The following is a 15,149-nucleotide window of genomic DNA, read 5'->3' as shown; positions in this document are numbered from 1 at the left end:
CGGCAAAGTCCTCGGCCGTGGCCGGGTTGTGGTCGACCCCGACGATACGCAGGTTGCGGTCGAGCAGGCCGTCACGGCTGAGGTTGTACAGCGCCGGCATCAACAGGCGCTTGACCAGGTCGCCGTTGGCGCCGAACAGGAACAAGGTGCATGGCGGCGCCGCGGGGATGGTCGTTCTAGTCATCTAGTCCTTCTTTTTCTCGACGTGGCCGCCGAAGCCCAGGCGCATGGCGGAGAGGATCTTGTCACCGTAGGTGCCCTGCTGCTGGCGCGAGCGGAAGCGGGCAAACAGCGCGCTGGACAGCACCGGCACCGGCACGGCCTGTTCGACGGCGGCGTCGATGGTCCAGCGCCCTTCGCCGCTGTCCGATACCGAGCCGCTGAATTCGGTCAGTTGCGGGTCGGCGACCAGCGCGTCGGCGGTCAGGTCCAGCAGCCAGGAGGTGACCACGCTGCCGCGGCGCCACACTTCGGCGATCTCGGCGACATTGAGGTCGAAGCGCTGTTCTTCCGGCAGTTCCGGGCCACCCTTGCTGCGCAGCAGGTCGAAACCTTCGGCGTAGGCCTGCATCAGGCCGTACTCGATGCCGTTGTGCACCATCTTCACGTAGTGACCGGCGCCGGGCGGGCCGGCGTGGATATAGCCATGCTCGGCGCGCTCGTGCTCGCCGCTGCGGCCCTGGGTGCGAGGAATGTCGCCGACGCCCGGGGCGAGGGCCTTGAACAGCGGCTCCAGGCGCTCGAACACCGCCTTCTCGCCGCCGATCATCATGCAGTAGCCACGGTCCAGGCCCCACACGCCGCCCGAGGTGCCGACGTCGAGGTAGTGCAGGCCACGCTTGCCCAGCTCTGCGGCGCGGCGCACGTCGTCCTTGTAAAAGGTGTTGCCACCATCGATGATGGCGTCGCCCGGCTCGAGCAGGTCGGCCAGTTGCGCGATGGTCTGCTCGGTGATTTCGCCGGCGGGCAGCATGACCCACACCGCGCGCGGCGCCTTGAGTTTCTGCACCAGCGCACCGAGGTCGTGGGCGCCGACGGCCCCCTCGCCTTCCAGGGTGGTGATGGCTTCGCGGTTGCGATCGTGGACCACAGTGCTGTGACCTGCGCGCATCAGGCGCCTTGCGATATTGCCGCCCATGCGGCCAAGCCCGATGATTCCCAGTTGCATGTGCCGACGCTCCCGTTGGTTTTGCTTTACAACAATTGAAGATTTCAGATTAGTCCAGCGTTCTGGCGTAGGGTTCACCGACGAACGGGGCGACAACGATAAACAAAAAAGTTCCCAAGGGCCTGCAAAGAATTCAGAATGCGCGCCGCGTGAAGCGTCTACGCTTCAAAATGTCACCAGCCATGCGAGGTGTGCCCATGGGAACCCTGATGCCTGCCACTCCCACCCAGACCCTCTATGTCACCGTGCGCCGCGATGAGCTGCGCCAGTTGAAGGATGAGCGCGATCACCTGCGCCAGCAGGTCGCCCAGCTGAACCTGCTGCTCGAACAGGCCCGTTTGCAAGGCAAGGCCGCCGGCCTCTGACTCACCGCCCCTCTGCGTGGGAGCTGCCAGGCTCCCACCTCGCCTCAGCTTCCCTTCCTGATTGCGTTGTGCCGCGTCTGTCGCGAATCCGCTGCGCCTACGCTGGCTAGCCTCATATTTTGCAACAACTCGCCAACGTTTGCGCGTCTAAACAGTCGCGACAAAAATGACCAACGGGTCACTTTCATGCCGCTTCGTCTCCTACACTCCAGATTCGGCCCGCGTTTTGCTCGGAAAAAGTGACGTAAAAAAGTCGAACTTTCCAAAACACGGGCAGGTCAGGACTTAAGTAGGGCCGACGCAAAGGACTGCCTGACGCCAGGCCCGCACACCCCAACCAGTCCATACGTCTTTCGGCGGGAATGCCGAGCGTGTCGTGCCTGCGCGCACGAATCTGGGGCAAGGAATGCACTACGAAGATGCAACAACGATCAGAGAGCAGACCCACGAGCCAACGCCAACGCCAAGCAAACAGAACAAGGGACGGAGAGAAGTATGATCAGTGCCGCTGTCGAACCTCACGTAGAGTCATTCAACCCGGATAACCGCGAGCCGCTGCCATCGGCACTCGCCCCGACAGTCAAGGCACCCGGCGCGCAGCGCCAGCACAATCCGAACAAACGCAAGATCCTGTTCGTCACCTCGGAGATTGCCGACCTGGTCAAGACCGGCGGCCTGGGCGACGTGTCCGCTGCCCTGCCCCGTGCCCTGGCGCACCTGCACGATGTGCGCGTGCTGATCCCCGGCTACCGCCAGGTGGTCGAGAGCGACAACCCCATTCACATCGTCGGCGAGCTGGGCGGCCACGCCGCGCTGCCGCCGTGCAAGATCGGCCGCATGGATCTGGCCGACGGCCTGGTGATCTATGTGCTGATCTGTCCCGAGCTGTACCAGCGCGACGGCACGCCCTACGGCGCCAACAACGGTCGCGACTGGCCCGACAACCACATCCGCTTCGCCCGCCTGGGCCTGGCCGCCGCGGAAATCGCCGCCGGCGAAGGCATGGCCCACTGGCGCCCCGACCTGGTGCACGCCCACGACTGGCCGGCCGGCCTGGCCCCGGCCTACATGCACTGGCGCGGCCTGAGCACCCCGACCTTGTTCACCATCCACAACCTGGCCTACCAGGGCGTATACAGCCGCGGCTGCAGCCCTGAACTGGCGATCCCCGACCACGCCATGCAGCAGGAAGGCATGGAGTTCTACGGCAAGCTGTCGTTCCTCAAGGCCGGGCTTGCCTACGCCAGCCATATCACCACGGTCAGCGCCACCTACGCCCGGGAGATCACCACCCCTGAGTTCGGCTGCGGCCTGGACGGTTTTCTCGCCAGCAAGGCCCAGCAGGGACTGCTCGGCGGCATCCCCAACGGTATCGACGAAAGCTGGGACTCGGCCACCGACCAGCACCTGGACCACAACTTCAGCATCAACGACTGGGAGGGCAAGGCGCGCAATGCCGACCAGGTACGCGCGCTGTTCGGCCTGCAAGCAAGCGAGGGGCCGCTGTTCGCCGTGGTTTCGCGGCTGGTCTACCAGAAAGGCCTGGACCTGACCCTGGGGGTGGCCGACTACATCGTCGAACAAGGCGGCCAGATCGCCATCATCGGCCGTGGCGAACCGGAGGAAGAGCAGGCCATGCGCGAACTGGCCCTGCGTCACCCCGGCCGCATCGGCGTGCGCATCGGTTTCAACGAGACCGACGCCCGGCGCATGTTCGCAGGCAGCGACTTCCTGCTGATGCCGTCGCGCTACGAGCCCTGCGGCCTGAGCCAGATGTACGCCCAGCGCTTCGGCTCGCTGCCAGTGGCGCGCAACACCGGCGGGCTGGCCGACACCATCGAGAACGGCGTGACCGGTTTCCTGTTCAACGACTCCACCGAGGACAGCTATCGCGAAGCCCTGGGCCGCGCCTTCTATGTGTACGGCAAGAAGCACCTGCTCAATGCCATGCGCTGCCTGTCGATGACCCAGCCATTCAACTGGTGCCAGGCGGTGGAACCCTATGCGCGCCTGTACGAAGACCTGGTGAAGCAGACGCAGCACGCCCATTACTGAGCGGAGAGCCGACGATGCACAAGCATGGCGCACAGTTGCTGGACGCCACGTCGGCGCGCTTCGCCCTGTGGGCGCCGGATGCGCGCAGCGTGAGCGTGGCGATCGGCCAGCAGCCGCCCGTGGCACTGCTGCCCGACGACGATGGCTGGTACACCGGCGTCGCCCCTTGCCAGGCGGGCGAGCGCTATCAGTTCGTGATCGACGATGAACAGCGGGTTGCCGACCCGGCCTCGCGCTGCCAGCCCGAGGGCGTGCATGGGCCCAGCGAGCTGGTGGACATCAGCCGCTACCCGTGGCACCACGCGTGGCAAGGCCGTCCGTGGCACGAGGCGGTGATCCAGGAGCTGCACGTGGGCCTGTTTGATGGCTACCACGGCGTGGCCCAGGTGCTGCCACGCCTGGCCGGGCTGGGCATCAGCGCCATCGAGCTGATGCCGCTGGGGCAGTTCCCCGGTGAGCGCAACTGGGGCTATGACGGCGTGCTGCCGTTCGCCCCCCAGCACAGCTATGGCCGCCCCCAGGACCTGTGCGCGCTGGTCGACGCCGCCCATGGCCAGCGCTTGATGGTGCTGGTGGACGTGGTCTACAACCACTTCGGCCCGGACGGCAACTACCTGCACCGCTACGCCAGCCCGTTCTTCCGTGAAGACCGCCAGACACCGTGGGGCGCGGCCATCGACTTCCGCCGCGCCGAGGTGCGCGAGTTCTTCATCCAGAACGCCCTGATGTGGTTGTGCGACTACCGCTGCGACGGCCTGCGCCTGGACGCGGTGCACGCCATCGACCAGCCGGACTTTCTCGTCGAGCTGGCCCAGCGGGTACGCGCCACGGTCGAGCCTGGGCGGCAGGTCTGGCTGGTGCTGGAGAACGAGCACAATCAGGCCATGCTGCTCGAGCAAGGCTTCGACGCGCAGTGGAACGACGACGGCCACAACGCCCTGCACGTACTGCTGACAGGCGAAACCGAAGGCTACTACGCCGACTACAAGGACCGGCCGATCGACCAGCTGGCACGCTGCCTGGCCGAGGGTTTCGTGTTCCAGGGCCAGCCCGACCGCCACGGCAGGCCCCGCGGCGAGCCCAGCGGCCATCTGCCGCCCAGCGCCTTCGTGCTGTTCCTGCAAAACCACGACCAGGTCGGCAACCGCGCCCTGGGCGAACGGCTGTCCCGGCTCTGTCCGCCGCAGGCCCTGAAGGCCGCCACCACCCTGCTGCTGCTGGCACCGATGATCCCGCTGCTGTTCATGGGCGACGACGACGGCAGCCGCAAGCCGTTCCTGTTCTTCACCGACTTCCACGACGCGCTGGCCGACGCCGTGCGTGAAGGTCGCCGGGGTGAGTTCGCTCATTTCGAGGCCTTCGCCGACCCGCAGAAGCGCGAGCAGATACCCGACCCCAATGCCGAGGCCACCTTCGAGACCTCCCGGCCGCGGCAACAGGAGGTGCTGGCCGGCTGGCACGGCCTATACCAGCAACTTCTCGAACTGCGCAGGCGTCACGTCACCCCACATCTGCCCGGCACTCGCGCCGAGGGCTGCGAGGTACTCGGCGCCAAGGCGCTGACCGCCCGCTGGCGCCTGGGCGACGGCCAGCAGCTGCGCATCGACCTGAACCTCGATACCCAACCCCAGCCGGTCACCTTGCCGGCACTGCCCCGCCGCCTGTTCGACAGCAGCGACAACGCCCACCCCGACTCGAGCCTCGCCGCGCACAGCTGCGTGGTGAGCCTGCTGCCCCCCGACCAGGAGACGCCATGAGCGCAGAGCCCCTTCACCGCCTGGCCGCCCGGGCAGGCCTGGCCCGCGACTGGATAGACGCCAATAACCGCCCGCAGCAGGTCAGCGATGACGTGCTGCGCCTGGTGCTCGCCGGCCTTGGCCACCCGGCCGGCAACGCCGCCGACATCGACGCCAGCCTGCGCGCCGTGGAGCAGGCCGAAGACAGCGAGCACCTGCCACCGCTGCTGACCGTGGACATCGACCAGCCCCTCGACCTGCAGCGTTACTTCAGCGCCGCCAGCCAGGTGCGCTGCAGCCTGGAAGACGGCAGCCAGCGCAGCCTGACCCTGGACGCCCAGGCGCGGCTGCCGGCCGGGTTGCCCCTGGGCTATCACCGCCTGGATATCGATGGCCGGACCTGCACCGTGGCCGTGGCACCGGCGCGTTGCCATGCCCTGCAAGACTGCGTGGAGCAACCCCCGCCCCGTTGCTGGGGCCTGGCCGTGCAGCTGTACAGCCTGCGGCGCCCCGGCGATGGCGGCTTTGGCGACTGCCTGGCACTGGAACAACTGGCGCGCCACGCCGCCGAGCGCGGCGCCGATGCCCTGGCCATCAGCCCGATCCACACCCTGTCGGCCTTCGACCAGCACCACTACAGCCCCTATTCGCCCTCCAGCCGCCTGCTGCTCAATGTGCTCTATGCCAGCCCCGGCGTGGTCTTCGGCGAACGCGAAGTGCGCATGGCCATCGAGGCCTGTGGCCTGGAGGCGACCCTCGAAGCGCTGGAGCAGCATACGCTGGTGGACTGGCCCAGGGCCGCCGATGCCCGTCTGCGCCTGCTCGAAGCGCTCTACCGGCACTTCAGCCAGGGCGAGCACCCCTTGCGCGCGGACTTCGACAGTTTCCGCGCCAGTGCCGGCGAGCAACTGGAACACCACTGCCGCTTCGAAGTACTGCAGGCCGAAGCGGTGAGCAGCGGCCTGGGCGCGGACTGGCGCAACTGGCCCAAGGCCTGGCACAACCCCTACGACCCCGAGGTCGAGGCCTTCGCCAACGCCTACCCGGCCCGGGTCGAGTTCCATGCCTTCTGCCAGTGGCTGGCCGAGCGCAGCCTGCAACGGGCCCAGGACGCGGCGCGCGGCAACGGCATGGCCGTGGGCCTGATCGCCGACCTGGCAGTGGGCGCCGACGGTGCCGGCAGCCAGGCCTGGAGCCGCCAGGACGAACTGCTGGCCGAACTCAACGTCGGCGCCCCGCCCGATATCCTCAACCGCGCCGGGCAAGACTGGGGCATCTGCGCGTTCTCTCCCGAAGGCCTGCGGCGCAACGGCTACCGCGCCTTCATCGAAATGCTGCGGGCCAACCTGGCCCATGCCGGCGGCCTGCGCATCGATCATGTGATGGGCCTGCGCCGCCTGTGGCTGATCCCCCGTGGTGCCCGGCCCAGCGAAGGCGCCTACCTGAATTACCCGCTGGACGACCTGCTGCGCCTGCTGGCGCTGGAGTCGGTGCGACACCAGGCGATCATCCTTGGCGAGGACCTGGGCACCGTGCCCGAGGGCCTGCGCGAGCGCCTGGCCGACAAGGCCGTGCTGGGCATGCGCGTGCTGCCGTTCGAGCAGCAGCCGCCCGGGCGCTTCACGCCGATCCTCGACTGGCCGGACAACGCCCTGGCCACCACCGGCACCCATGACCTGGCCCCACTCGCCGGCTGGCTGGCCAGCCGTGACATCGACTGGAGCCATCGCCTGCAACTGATCGACGCCGCCACAGAGCTGCACTGGCGCCACACCCGGGCCCTGGAGCGCGACGGCCTGCGCCGCACCCTGGAGCAGAACTACGGGCCACTGCGCGACGATTCGGCGCTGATCGACGCGGCGATCCGCTACGTCGGCCATACCCGCGCACCGCTGGTGCTGGTGCCGCTGGAGGACCTGCTGGGCAGCGACGAGCAACCCAACCTGCCCGGCACCACCACCGGCCATCCCAACTGGCGCCGCCGCTTCAAGGCGCCAGTACGCGAACTGCTGGACGACGAGGACGCCGTCCGGCGCCTGGAACTGCTGGCCCAGGCCCGCGAACAAGCCTGGGAGCGTGACCGATGAAACCCTTGACCGCCACTCTGCGCCTGCAACTGCACAGCGACTTCACCCTCGACCACGCGGTACCGCTGGTGCCTTATTTCGCCCGGCTGGGTATCAGCCACCTTTACGCCTCGCCCATCCTCACCGCCCGCGCAGGCTCGCGCCACGGCTATGACGTGGTCGACCCGACCCGGGTCAATCCCGAACTCGGCGGCGAGGCGGCGCTCGAACGCCTGGTGGCCGCCTTGCGCCAGCATGGCATGGGGCTGATCGTCGACACTGTGTCCAACCACATGGCCGTGGGCGGCGCCGACAACCCGTGGTGGCAGAGCCTGCTGGCCTGGGGCCGGCGCAGCCCCTACGCGGAATTCTTCGATATCCAGTGGCATTCCAGCGACCCGTTGCTGGCCGGGCAACTGTTGCTGCCGTTTCTCGGCAGCGACTATGGCGCCTCCCTGCACAACGGCGAGATCCCGCTGACCTTCGATGCGCAGCACGGGCGCTTCGAAGTCGCCCACCATGAGCACCGTTTCCCGATCTGCCCACTGGACTACCCACGCATCCTCGGCCAGGCCGAGGACCCGCGCCTGCAAACACTGGCCGCGCACTTCAGCGCCCTCGGCGAGGCGGCCGACCCTCTGGCCGAGGCCCAGCCGCTACACCGCGAACTGGCGCGCCTGGCCGCCGCCGGCGCGGATCCGCAACCCGCCCTCTCTGCCTTCGACAGCCGCGGCGAAGTAGGCTTCAAGCGCCTGCACCTGCTGCTCGAGCGCCAGACCTACCGCCTGGCCAGCTGGCGCACCGCCGCCGACGACATCAACTGGCGGCGCTTCTTCGACATCAACGAACTCGGCGGCCTGCGCGTGGAGCGTGCCGTGGTGTTCGAGGCCACCCACGCCAAGCTGTTCGAGCTGATCCAGCGCGGCCTGGTCGATGGCCTGCGCATCGACCACATCGACGGCCTCGCCGATCCGCGCCGCTACTGCCGCAACCTGCGCCGCCGGGTCGATTCGCTGCTGGCGCGACGCCCCGTCGATGCCGCGCTGGCGCACTTCCCGATCTACGTGGAAAAGATCCTCGGCGCGGGCGAACACCTGCACCGCGACTGGCTCACCGACGGCACCACCGGCTACGAGTTCATGAACCAGGTGTCGCTGCTGCAGCACGACCCTGCGGGCCAGCCCGCCTTGGACGAACTATGGCGCAGCACCAGCGAGCGTCCCGATTTCCCCGAGGAGGTGCGCATTGCCCGGCACCTGGTGCTCAACGCCAGCCTGGCCGGCGACTGCGAGTCGGTGGCCCAGGCCCTGCTGCAGGTGGCCCGCGACGACCTGATGACCCGCGACCTCACCCTCGGCGCCATTCGCCGGGCGCTGCAGGCGCTGGTCGAGCACTACCCGGTGTACCGCACTTACATCAACGCCTGCGGCCGGCCCGCCGAGGACGAGGCGTTCTTCCAACAGGCGCTGGCCGGGGCGCGCCAGTCGCTGGGGGAGGCCGACTGGCCGCTGCTCGATCAGCTCGAACGCTGGCTCGGTGGCCAACCCTGGCGGCACCTGCCGCCGGGCCGGCCGCGCAAGCACCTGCGCCACGCCTGCGTGCGCTTCCAGCAACTGACCGCTCCCAGCGCCGCCAAGGCCGTGGAGGACACCGCCTTCTATCGATCCGCCCGGCTGCTGTCGCGCAACGACGTGGGCTTCGACGCCGAGCGTTTCGGCGCCGATACGGCCTGGTTCCACAACGAAGCCCAGCGCCGCCTGCGCGACTTTCCCGACAACCTGCTGGCCACCGCCACCCACGACCACAAACGCGGCGAGGACTGCCGCGCGCGGCTGGCCGTGCTCAGCGAACGCGCGCCTTGGCTGGCCAGCCGCGTCGAGCACTGGCGCGAGCTGGCAGCGCCGTTGCGTGAGGAACTGGACGATGGGCAGGCGCCAAGCCCCGGCGACGAGCTGCTGCTGTTGCAGACGCTGCTCGGCAGCTGGCCGCTGGACCTCGACCTGCATGCCCCGCAAGCCCTGAAATGCTACGCCGAACGCCTTGGCCAATGGCAATGCAAGGCCCTGCGCGAAGCCAAGCTGCGCAGTAGCTGGGCGGCCCCCAACGAACGCTACGAGCGTGCTTGCGCGGCCTACGTCGACGGCCTGCTGCTGGACGAGGAAAACCAGCAGCTGCGCCAGTCCCTGCATGAAGCCGCGCAGCGCCTGGCCTGCCCCGGCGCCTTGAACGGCCTGGTGCAGTGCCTGCTGCGCATGACCACCCCCGGCGTGCCGGACCTGTACCAGGGCAACGAGTACTGGGACCTCTCGCTGGTCGACCCGGACAACCGTCGCCCGGTGGATTACCCGGCAAGGCGCGCCAGCCTCGAAGATGGCACGCCCCTGGCCGAGCTGCTCGCTCACTGGCGCGATGGCCGCATCAAGCAGGCCCTGGTGGCCCGTGTGCTGGACGCCCGCCAGGCCCATCCAGAGCTGTTCCAGCGCGGCGCCTATCTGCCACTGACCGTGCAGGGCCGCCACGCCGACCAGGTGCTGGCCTTTGCCCGCCTGGGCCAGGGCGAACGCGCCATCATTGTCGTGCCACGGTTGGCCAGCGCCCTGCTGGGCCCGGCCGCCACCCCGTTGATCCCGGCTCAGAACTGGGACGATACCCGGCTTGTACTGCCGTTTGCCTTGTCGCCTGCCAACTGTTCGGGACTTTTCGGCGGCGGTGCTGTCACCCCTTCAAGGGAGCTGATGTTGAGCACCGTGCTGGCCGAGTTTCCGGTCAATGTGTTGATTGATCATGCCTAACTGTATTCAGGAGCGTCGTGATGAGTGTCGATGAAAAGCGTATTCGCGAGTTCGCGTATCAGATCTGGGAGTCGGAGGGTAAGCCTGAGGGGCGCGAGGCGGAACATTGGGACAAGGCGCGCAAGCTGGCCGAGGCCGAAGCGCTGGCCCCCAAGGCGCCACCACGCAAGAAGACAGCGGCCAAGCCGAAGGCCGCTCCCCCCGTGGAAAAACCGCTCCCGGTGAAAAAAACCAGAGCAGTGAAGAAGCCGGCAGTCTGAATTCGTCGTAGTACCTGTACCGGCCTCATCGCTGGCAAGCCAGCTCCCACAGGGTCCGTGCAGACTTCTCAGGTACCGCTGTACCTTTGGGAGCTGGCTTGCCAGCGATGGGCCGCACAGCGGCCCCGCTTCCGACCACGGACCATGAGGACCGCCATGAGCCCCCGCACCCCGAAGAAAACCCGCTCCGTCGCCCCATCGCGCATTCGCGAAGGCCTGCCCTTCCCCCTCGGCGCCACCTGGGACGGCCTTGGGGTCAACTTCGCCCTGTTCTCGGCCAACGCCACCAAGGTCGAGCTGTGCCTGTTCGACGCCACGGGCGAAACCGAAATCGAGCGCATCGAGCTACCCGAGTACACCGACGAGATCTACCACGGCTACCTGCCCGACGCCCACCCGGGCCTGGTCTACGGCTACCGGGTGCACGGACCCTACGAACCGGAGAACGGCCACCGCTTCAACCCCAACAAACTGCTGATCGACCCCTATGCCAAGCAATTGGTGGGCACGCTGAAATGGTCCGAGGCGCTGTTCGGCTACACCATCGGCCACCCCGACGGCGACCTGTCGTTCGACGAGCGTGACAGCGCGGCGTTCGTGCCCAAGTGCAAGGTCATCGACCCGGCCTTCACCTGGGGCCGCGACCAGCGCGTGTCGATCCCGTGGGAGCGCACCATCATCTACGAAGCCCACACCCGCGGCATCAGCATGCGCCACCCGGCGGTGCCCGAGCACCTGCGCGGCACCTTCGCGGGCCTGGCCAACGACGAGCTGCTGGGCCACATCAAGGAGCTGGGCGTGTCGAGCATCGAGTTGCTGCCGATCCACGCCTTCGTCAACGACCAGCACCTGCTGGACAAGGGCCTGAACAATTACTGGGGCTACAACAGCATCGCCTTCTTCGCCCCCCACCCGCGCTACCTGGCCAGCGGCAAGATCGCCGAGTTCAAGGAGATGGTCGCCCACCTGCACGACGCAGGCCTGGAGGTGATCCTCGACGTGGTCTACAACCACACCGCCGAAGGCAACGAACGCGGCCCGACCCTGTCGATGCGCGGTATCGACAACGCCTCGTACTACCGCCTGATGCCCGACGACCGGCGCTTCTACATCAACGATTCCGGCACTGGCAATACCCTCGACATGAGCCATCCACGGGTACTGCAACTGGTCACCGACTCGCTGCGCTACTGGGCCGGCGAGATGCATGTGGATGGCTTTCGCTTCGACCTGGCGACCATCCTCGGCCGCTATCACGACGGCTACAGCGAGCGCCACGGCTTCCTCGTCGCCTGTCGCCAGGACCCGATGCTCAGCCAGACCAAGCTGATCGCCGAACCCTGGGACTGCGGCCCGGGCGGCTACCAGGTGGGCAACTTCGCCCCGGGCTGGGCGGAGTGGAACGACCGCTTCCGCGACACCGTGCGCAGCTTCTGGAAAGGCGATGAAGGCATGCTCGCCGACTTCGCCGCGCGCATCACCGCCTCGGGCGACCTGTTCAACAACCGCGGCCGGCGCCCCTACGCCTCGGTCAACTTCGTCACCGCCCACGACGGTTTCACATTGCGCGACCTGGTGTCGTACAACGACAAGCACAACGAGGACAACGACGAGAACAACCAGGACGGCACCGACAACAACCTGTCGTGGAACTGCGGCGTCGAAGGCCCCACCGACGACCCGGCGATCAACGCCCTGCGCATGCGCCAGATGCGCAACTACTTCGCCACCCTGCTGCTGGCCCAGGGCACGCCGATGATCGTCGCCGGCGACGAGTTCAGCCGCACCCAGCACGGCAACAACAACGCCTACTGCCAGGACAGTGAGATCGGCTGGGTGAACTGGGACCTGGACGAGGACGGCCAGGCGCTGATGGCTTTCGTCAAGCGCCTGACCCGGCTGCGCCTGGCCTATCCGATCCTGCGCCGCTCGCGCTTCCTGGTCGGCGACTATAACGAGGCGATCGGGGTCAAGGACGTCACCTGGCTGGCCCCGGACGCCAGCGAGATGACCGTCGAGCAGTGGGAAGATCCGCACGGGCGTTGCCTGGGCATGCTGATGGATGGCCGCGCCCAGGTCAGCGGCATCGCCCGGCCCGGCGCCGAGGCGACCATGCTGCTGATCGTCAACGCCTACCACGACGTGGTGCCGTTCACCCTGCCGGCGGTGCCGGAGGGCGACTACTGGAGCTGCCTGGTCGACACCGACCGGCCCGAGCTGCGCAAGCCGCAGCATCTGGCGTTCGATACGGTGTTCGAAGTCAAGGGGCGGTCGTTGCTGCTGATGGTGTTGCAGCGGGAGGAGGACTGAACCTGCAATGGGCCTTTTCGGTCCTACACTGTAGCTTTGATCGCCAACGCTGCCCCCTGTAGGAGCGGCTTTAGCCGCGATCCAGACGCCGCGATGCAGGGCACCCGCTTCGCGGGTGATCGCGGATGAATCCGCTCCTACAGGGACGTGTCAACAGGAGCCGTCGTGAGCAGTCCAGGTTTCGCCAGCGTCAGCCAGGCCCCGGCCGTGCACCGGGTCAAGGTGCTGACGGTCAACACCCACAAGGGCTTCACCGCCTTCAACCGACGCTTCATCCTGCCGGAGCTGCGCGAGGCGGTGCGCAGCACCGGGGCCGATGTCGTGTTCCTCCAGGAGGTGCTCGGCAGCCACGACCGCCACGCCGCACGCTACCCCGGCTGGCCCCAGACCTCACAGTACGAGTTCCTCGCCGACAGCATGTGGAGCGACTTCGCCTACGGCCGCAACGCGGTCTACCCCGACGGCCACCACGGCAACGCGCTGCTGTCCAAATACCCGATCATCGAGCACCGCAACCTCGACGTGTCGATCACCGGCCCCGAGCGCCGCGGCCTGTTGCACTGCGTACTGGACGTCCCCGGCCAGCAGCAGGTGCATGCCATCTGCGTGCACCTGTCATTGCTCGAGCGGCACCGGCAGAAGCAGCTGCACCTGCTGCGCCAGTTGCTCGACGCCCTGCCCGCCGACGCCCCGGTGATCATCGCCGGCGACTTCAACGACTGGCGGCTGCGCGGCAACCGCACCCTGCGCCTGCACCGCGACCTGCACGAGGCCTTCGAGCGCCATAATGGCTTGCTCGCCCGCACCTACCCCGCCCGCCTGCCCCTGTTGCGCCTGGACCGCGTGTACCTGCGCAATGCCGACAGCCACGCGCCGAGAATCCTCGGCAACAAACCCTGGACCCACCTGTCCGATCACTTGCCACTGGCGGTGGAGGTACGCTTGTAGCAACGATTCGGCATAGCGGCGTGGCGGCAAATCACCATTGTCGATATGCGGGAATCAATTTCCAATTGATTCAATAATTTGTGTAGCCAAACAGGCATTTCGCGATCATTTCACGCTTTCTTGACGCAAGCGCCGTCCTCTCCTTAGCTGAACAGTAATCACCAGATGGAAAATCTCGTGCCGGGCCTCTAGCTCGCGCCCTCGTGCGCGTTCCAAGAAGCTGGCGCGCTGGTTTGGGTCGCCCCTGTTCTTGTCGTACAGCTCGTGACATCAGGCCAGGTATCGGGCTGTTCACTTCACACACAACAGGAGATCCGCCATGAAAAGCACCTCGAATCCCTCGCGCTTCGACGCTTTTTTCTGTGCGGTTTCCACGTCGCTGCTCCTGGCAACCCCGGTGGAAACCTTCGCGTTCGAACTGCAGGAGGGCGAGCCCTTCGCCCCCTTCCTGGCGCAACCCGAGGTGCCGCGACTATCGCTCGATCCAGTCAGCGCCAGCGGCCTGAGCCAGGGCATGCTCAGCGCCTTTTCCGAGCGCATGGGTGAGCGCCACGGCCAGCCCGACAGCGATCATATTGCCAGCCAGTGGGCGCAGTTCTTCCCCGGCGCGCCGCGCCCGGGCGCCCAGCCACCGGCGCAGGTGGAGGCGCCGAGCCAGCAGATGATGATCGGCCCGGACCTGTTCGTGCGTGAAACCAGCGCCGGCAACGTGCACCGCGCCGGCATCTTCGTCGGCCACAACAACCTGCAGAGCAGCTTCAATGGCATGCGCCCGCTGCTCGGCGACAAGCAGCGCGACGCGGTCAACCTCAGCGGCGAGAGCCTGGGCGTGTACTGGAGCATGACCCACGAACAGGGCTGGCACGTGGACGCCGTGGCCATGGGCACGCGCATCGACGTCAACGGCCGTTCCCAGGCCGGCCAGCGCCTTGACGACAGTGGCCACGCGATGACCTTCTCGGTGGAGGGCGGCTACCCCATTGGCCTGGGCGCCGGCTGGGTGATCGAGCCCCAGGCACAGTTGATCAACCAGCAGTTCTTCCCCGGCAGCCAGGTGCAGGAAGAGACCCTGCAGGCCTTTGACAGCCAACCCAGCTGGAGCGGCCGGGTCGGCGCCAAGCTGTCGGCGCGCTACGAGGTGCGTGGCATGCCCATCGAACCCTATGTGCGCACCAACGTCTGGTACGACTTCAGCAACGCCGACCCGGTGAAGCTGGACCAGGTGGACAAGATCTCCAGCTCGCGCAGCGCCGCCACGGTGGAACTGGGGCTGGGCCTGGTGGCCCGGGTGACGCCGAACGTGGCGCTGTTCGTCAGCGCCGACTACAGCTCCGATGTGGATGACAATGACCTCAATGGGCTGATCGGCAGCCTGGGGGTCAGGATGCGCTGGTAAGCAGGCTCGGCCTCATCGCCGGCAAGCCGGCTCCCACAAAGATAGACCCCCGC

10 protein-coding genes and 1 pseudogene are annotated in these 15,149 nt (G+C 67.3%); 9 read left to right on the top strand and 2 right to left on the bottom strand.

Going from position 1 to position 15,149, the window contains the following annotated elements; translation table 11 throughout:
• Both ACQ4OD_RS25530 and gnd read right to left on the bottom strand, forming a co-directional pair.
• Nucleotides 1–184 (bottom strand): annotated as a pseudogene (locus tag ACQ4OD_RS25530) (glucose-6-phosphate dehydrogenase); the annotation flags it as partial.
• Nucleotides 185–1,204 (bottom strand): phosphogluconate dehydrogenase (NAD(+)-dependent, decarboxylating), encoded by a 1,020-nt coding sequence (gene gnd, locus ACQ4OD_RS25525; RefSeq protein WP_256591471.1) that lies wholly within the window; start codon nucleotides 1,202–1,204, stop codon nucleotides 185–187.
• A 161-nt stretch (nucleotides 1,205–1,365) separates the two neighbouring features.
• Here gnd and ACQ4OD_RS25520 point away from each other — a divergent pair, with 161 nt between their 5' ends.
• From ACQ4OD_RS25520 to ACQ4OD_RS25480, 9 genes are all read left to right on the top strand, one after another.
• Entirely contained in the window at nucleotides 1,366–1,533 is a 168-nt protein-coding gene (locus ACQ4OD_RS25520) for a DUF6026 family protein (protein ID WP_219730232.1), read from the top strand.
• Nucleotides 1,534–2,028: 495 nt separating this feature from the next.
• Nucleotides 2,029–3,588, top strand: coding sequence for a glycogen synthase GlgA (gene glgA / locus ACQ4OD_RS25515; protein WP_102684443.1), 1,560 nt, complete (start codon nucleotides 2,029–2,031; stop codon nucleotides 3,586–3,588).
• A 14-nt stretch (nucleotides 3,589–3,602) separates the two neighbouring features.
• Nucleotides 3,603–5,345, top strand: coding sequence for a malto-oligosyltrehalose trehalohydrolase (treZ, locus tag ACQ4OD_RS25510; RefSeq protein WP_139672109.1), 1,743 nt, complete (start codon nucleotides 3,603–3,605; stop codon nucleotides 5,343–5,345).
• The gene (gene malQ, locus ACQ4OD_RS25505) at nucleotides 5,342–7,411 is read left to right on the top strand and encodes a 4-alpha-glucanotransferase (protein WP_430945156.1); all 2,070 of its coding nucleotides are present in this window, start codon (nucleotides 5,342–5,344) and stop codon (nucleotides 7,409–7,411) included. Before treZ ends, malQ begins: the two co-directional genes overlap by 4 nt.
• A complete protein-coding gene (locus tag ACQ4OD_RS25500; RefSeq protein WP_258598569.1) occupies nucleotides 7,408–10,182 on the top strand; it encodes a malto-oligosyltrehalose synthase in 2,775 nt (924 codons plus the stop codon). Before malQ ends, ACQ4OD_RS25500 begins: the two co-directional genes overlap by 4 nt.
• Before the next feature lie 17 nt (nucleotides 10,183–10,199).
• Entirely contained in the window at nucleotides 10,200–10,442 is a 243-nt protein-coding gene (locus tag ACQ4OD_RS25495) for a DUF2934 domain-containing protein (RefSeq protein ID WP_139672120.1), read from the top strand.
• 156 nt (nucleotides 10,443–10,598) lie between these two features.
• The gene (gene glgX / locus ACQ4OD_RS25490; RefSeq protein WP_430945155.1) at nucleotides 10,599–12,752 is read left to right on the top strand and encodes a glycogen debranching protein GlgX; all 2,154 of its coding nucleotides are present in this window, start codon (nucleotides 10,599–10,601) and stop codon (nucleotides 12,750–12,752) included.
• 165 nt (nucleotides 12,753–12,917) lie between these two features.
• Nucleotides 12,918–13,700 (top strand): endonuclease/exonuclease/phosphatase family protein, encoded by a 783-nt coding sequence (locus tag ACQ4OD_RS25485; protein WP_258700991.1) that lies wholly within the window; start codon nucleotides 12,918–12,920, stop codon nucleotides 13,698–13,700.
• A gap of 319 nt (nucleotides 13,701–14,019) precedes the next feature.
• On the top strand, nucleotides 14,020–15,096 hold the full coding sequence (locus ACQ4OD_RS25480; RefSeq protein ID WP_102684450.1) for an autotransporter domain-containing protein: 1,077 nt from the start codon (nucleotides 14,020–14,022) through the stop codon (nucleotides 15,094–15,096).
• Nucleotides 15,097–15,149: the final 53 nt, after the last annotated feature.

Origin of the sequence: Pseudomonas sp. WC1 (assembly GCF_050586565.1) — a bacterium.
Classification (GTDB): domain Bacteria; phylum Pseudomonadota; class Gammaproteobacteria; order Pseudomonadales; family Pseudomonadaceae; genus Aquipseudomonas.
Note: the sequence above shows the minus strand (reverse complement) of the source record. Positions and strands in the feature narration are given on the sequence as shown.

What these genes read in the sequence shown, in the direction of transcription:
- malQ (WP_430945156.1), top strand. Translation starts at nt 5,342, where the DNA reads ATGAGCGCAGAGCCCCTTCACCGCCTGGCCGCCCGGGCAGGCCTGGCC.
- treZ (WP_139672109.1), top strand. Translation starts at nt 3,603, where the DNA reads ATGCACAAGCATGGCGCACAGTTGCTGGACGCCACGTCGGCGCGCTTC.
- glgX (WP_430945155.1), top strand. Translation starts at nt 10,599, where the DNA reads ATGAGCCCCCGCACCCCGAAGAAAACCCGCTCCGTCGCCCCATCGCGC.
- glgA (WP_102684443.1), top strand. Translation starts at nt 2,029, where the DNA reads ATGATCAGTGCCGCTGTCGAACCTCACGTAGAGTCATTCAACCCGGAT.
- ACQ4OD_RS25520 (WP_219730232.1), top strand. Translation starts at nt 1,366, where the DNA reads ATGGGAACCCTGATGCCTGCCACTCCCACCCAGACCCTCTATGTCACC.
- ACQ4OD_RS25500 (WP_258598569.1), top strand. Translation starts at nt 7,408, where the DNA reads ATGAAACCCTTGACCGCCACTCTGCGCCTGCAACTGCACAGCGACTTC.
- ACQ4OD_RS25480 (WP_102684450.1), top strand. Translation starts at nt 14,020, where the DNA reads ATGAAAAGCACCTCGAATCCCTCGCGCTTCGACGCTTTTTTCTGTGCG.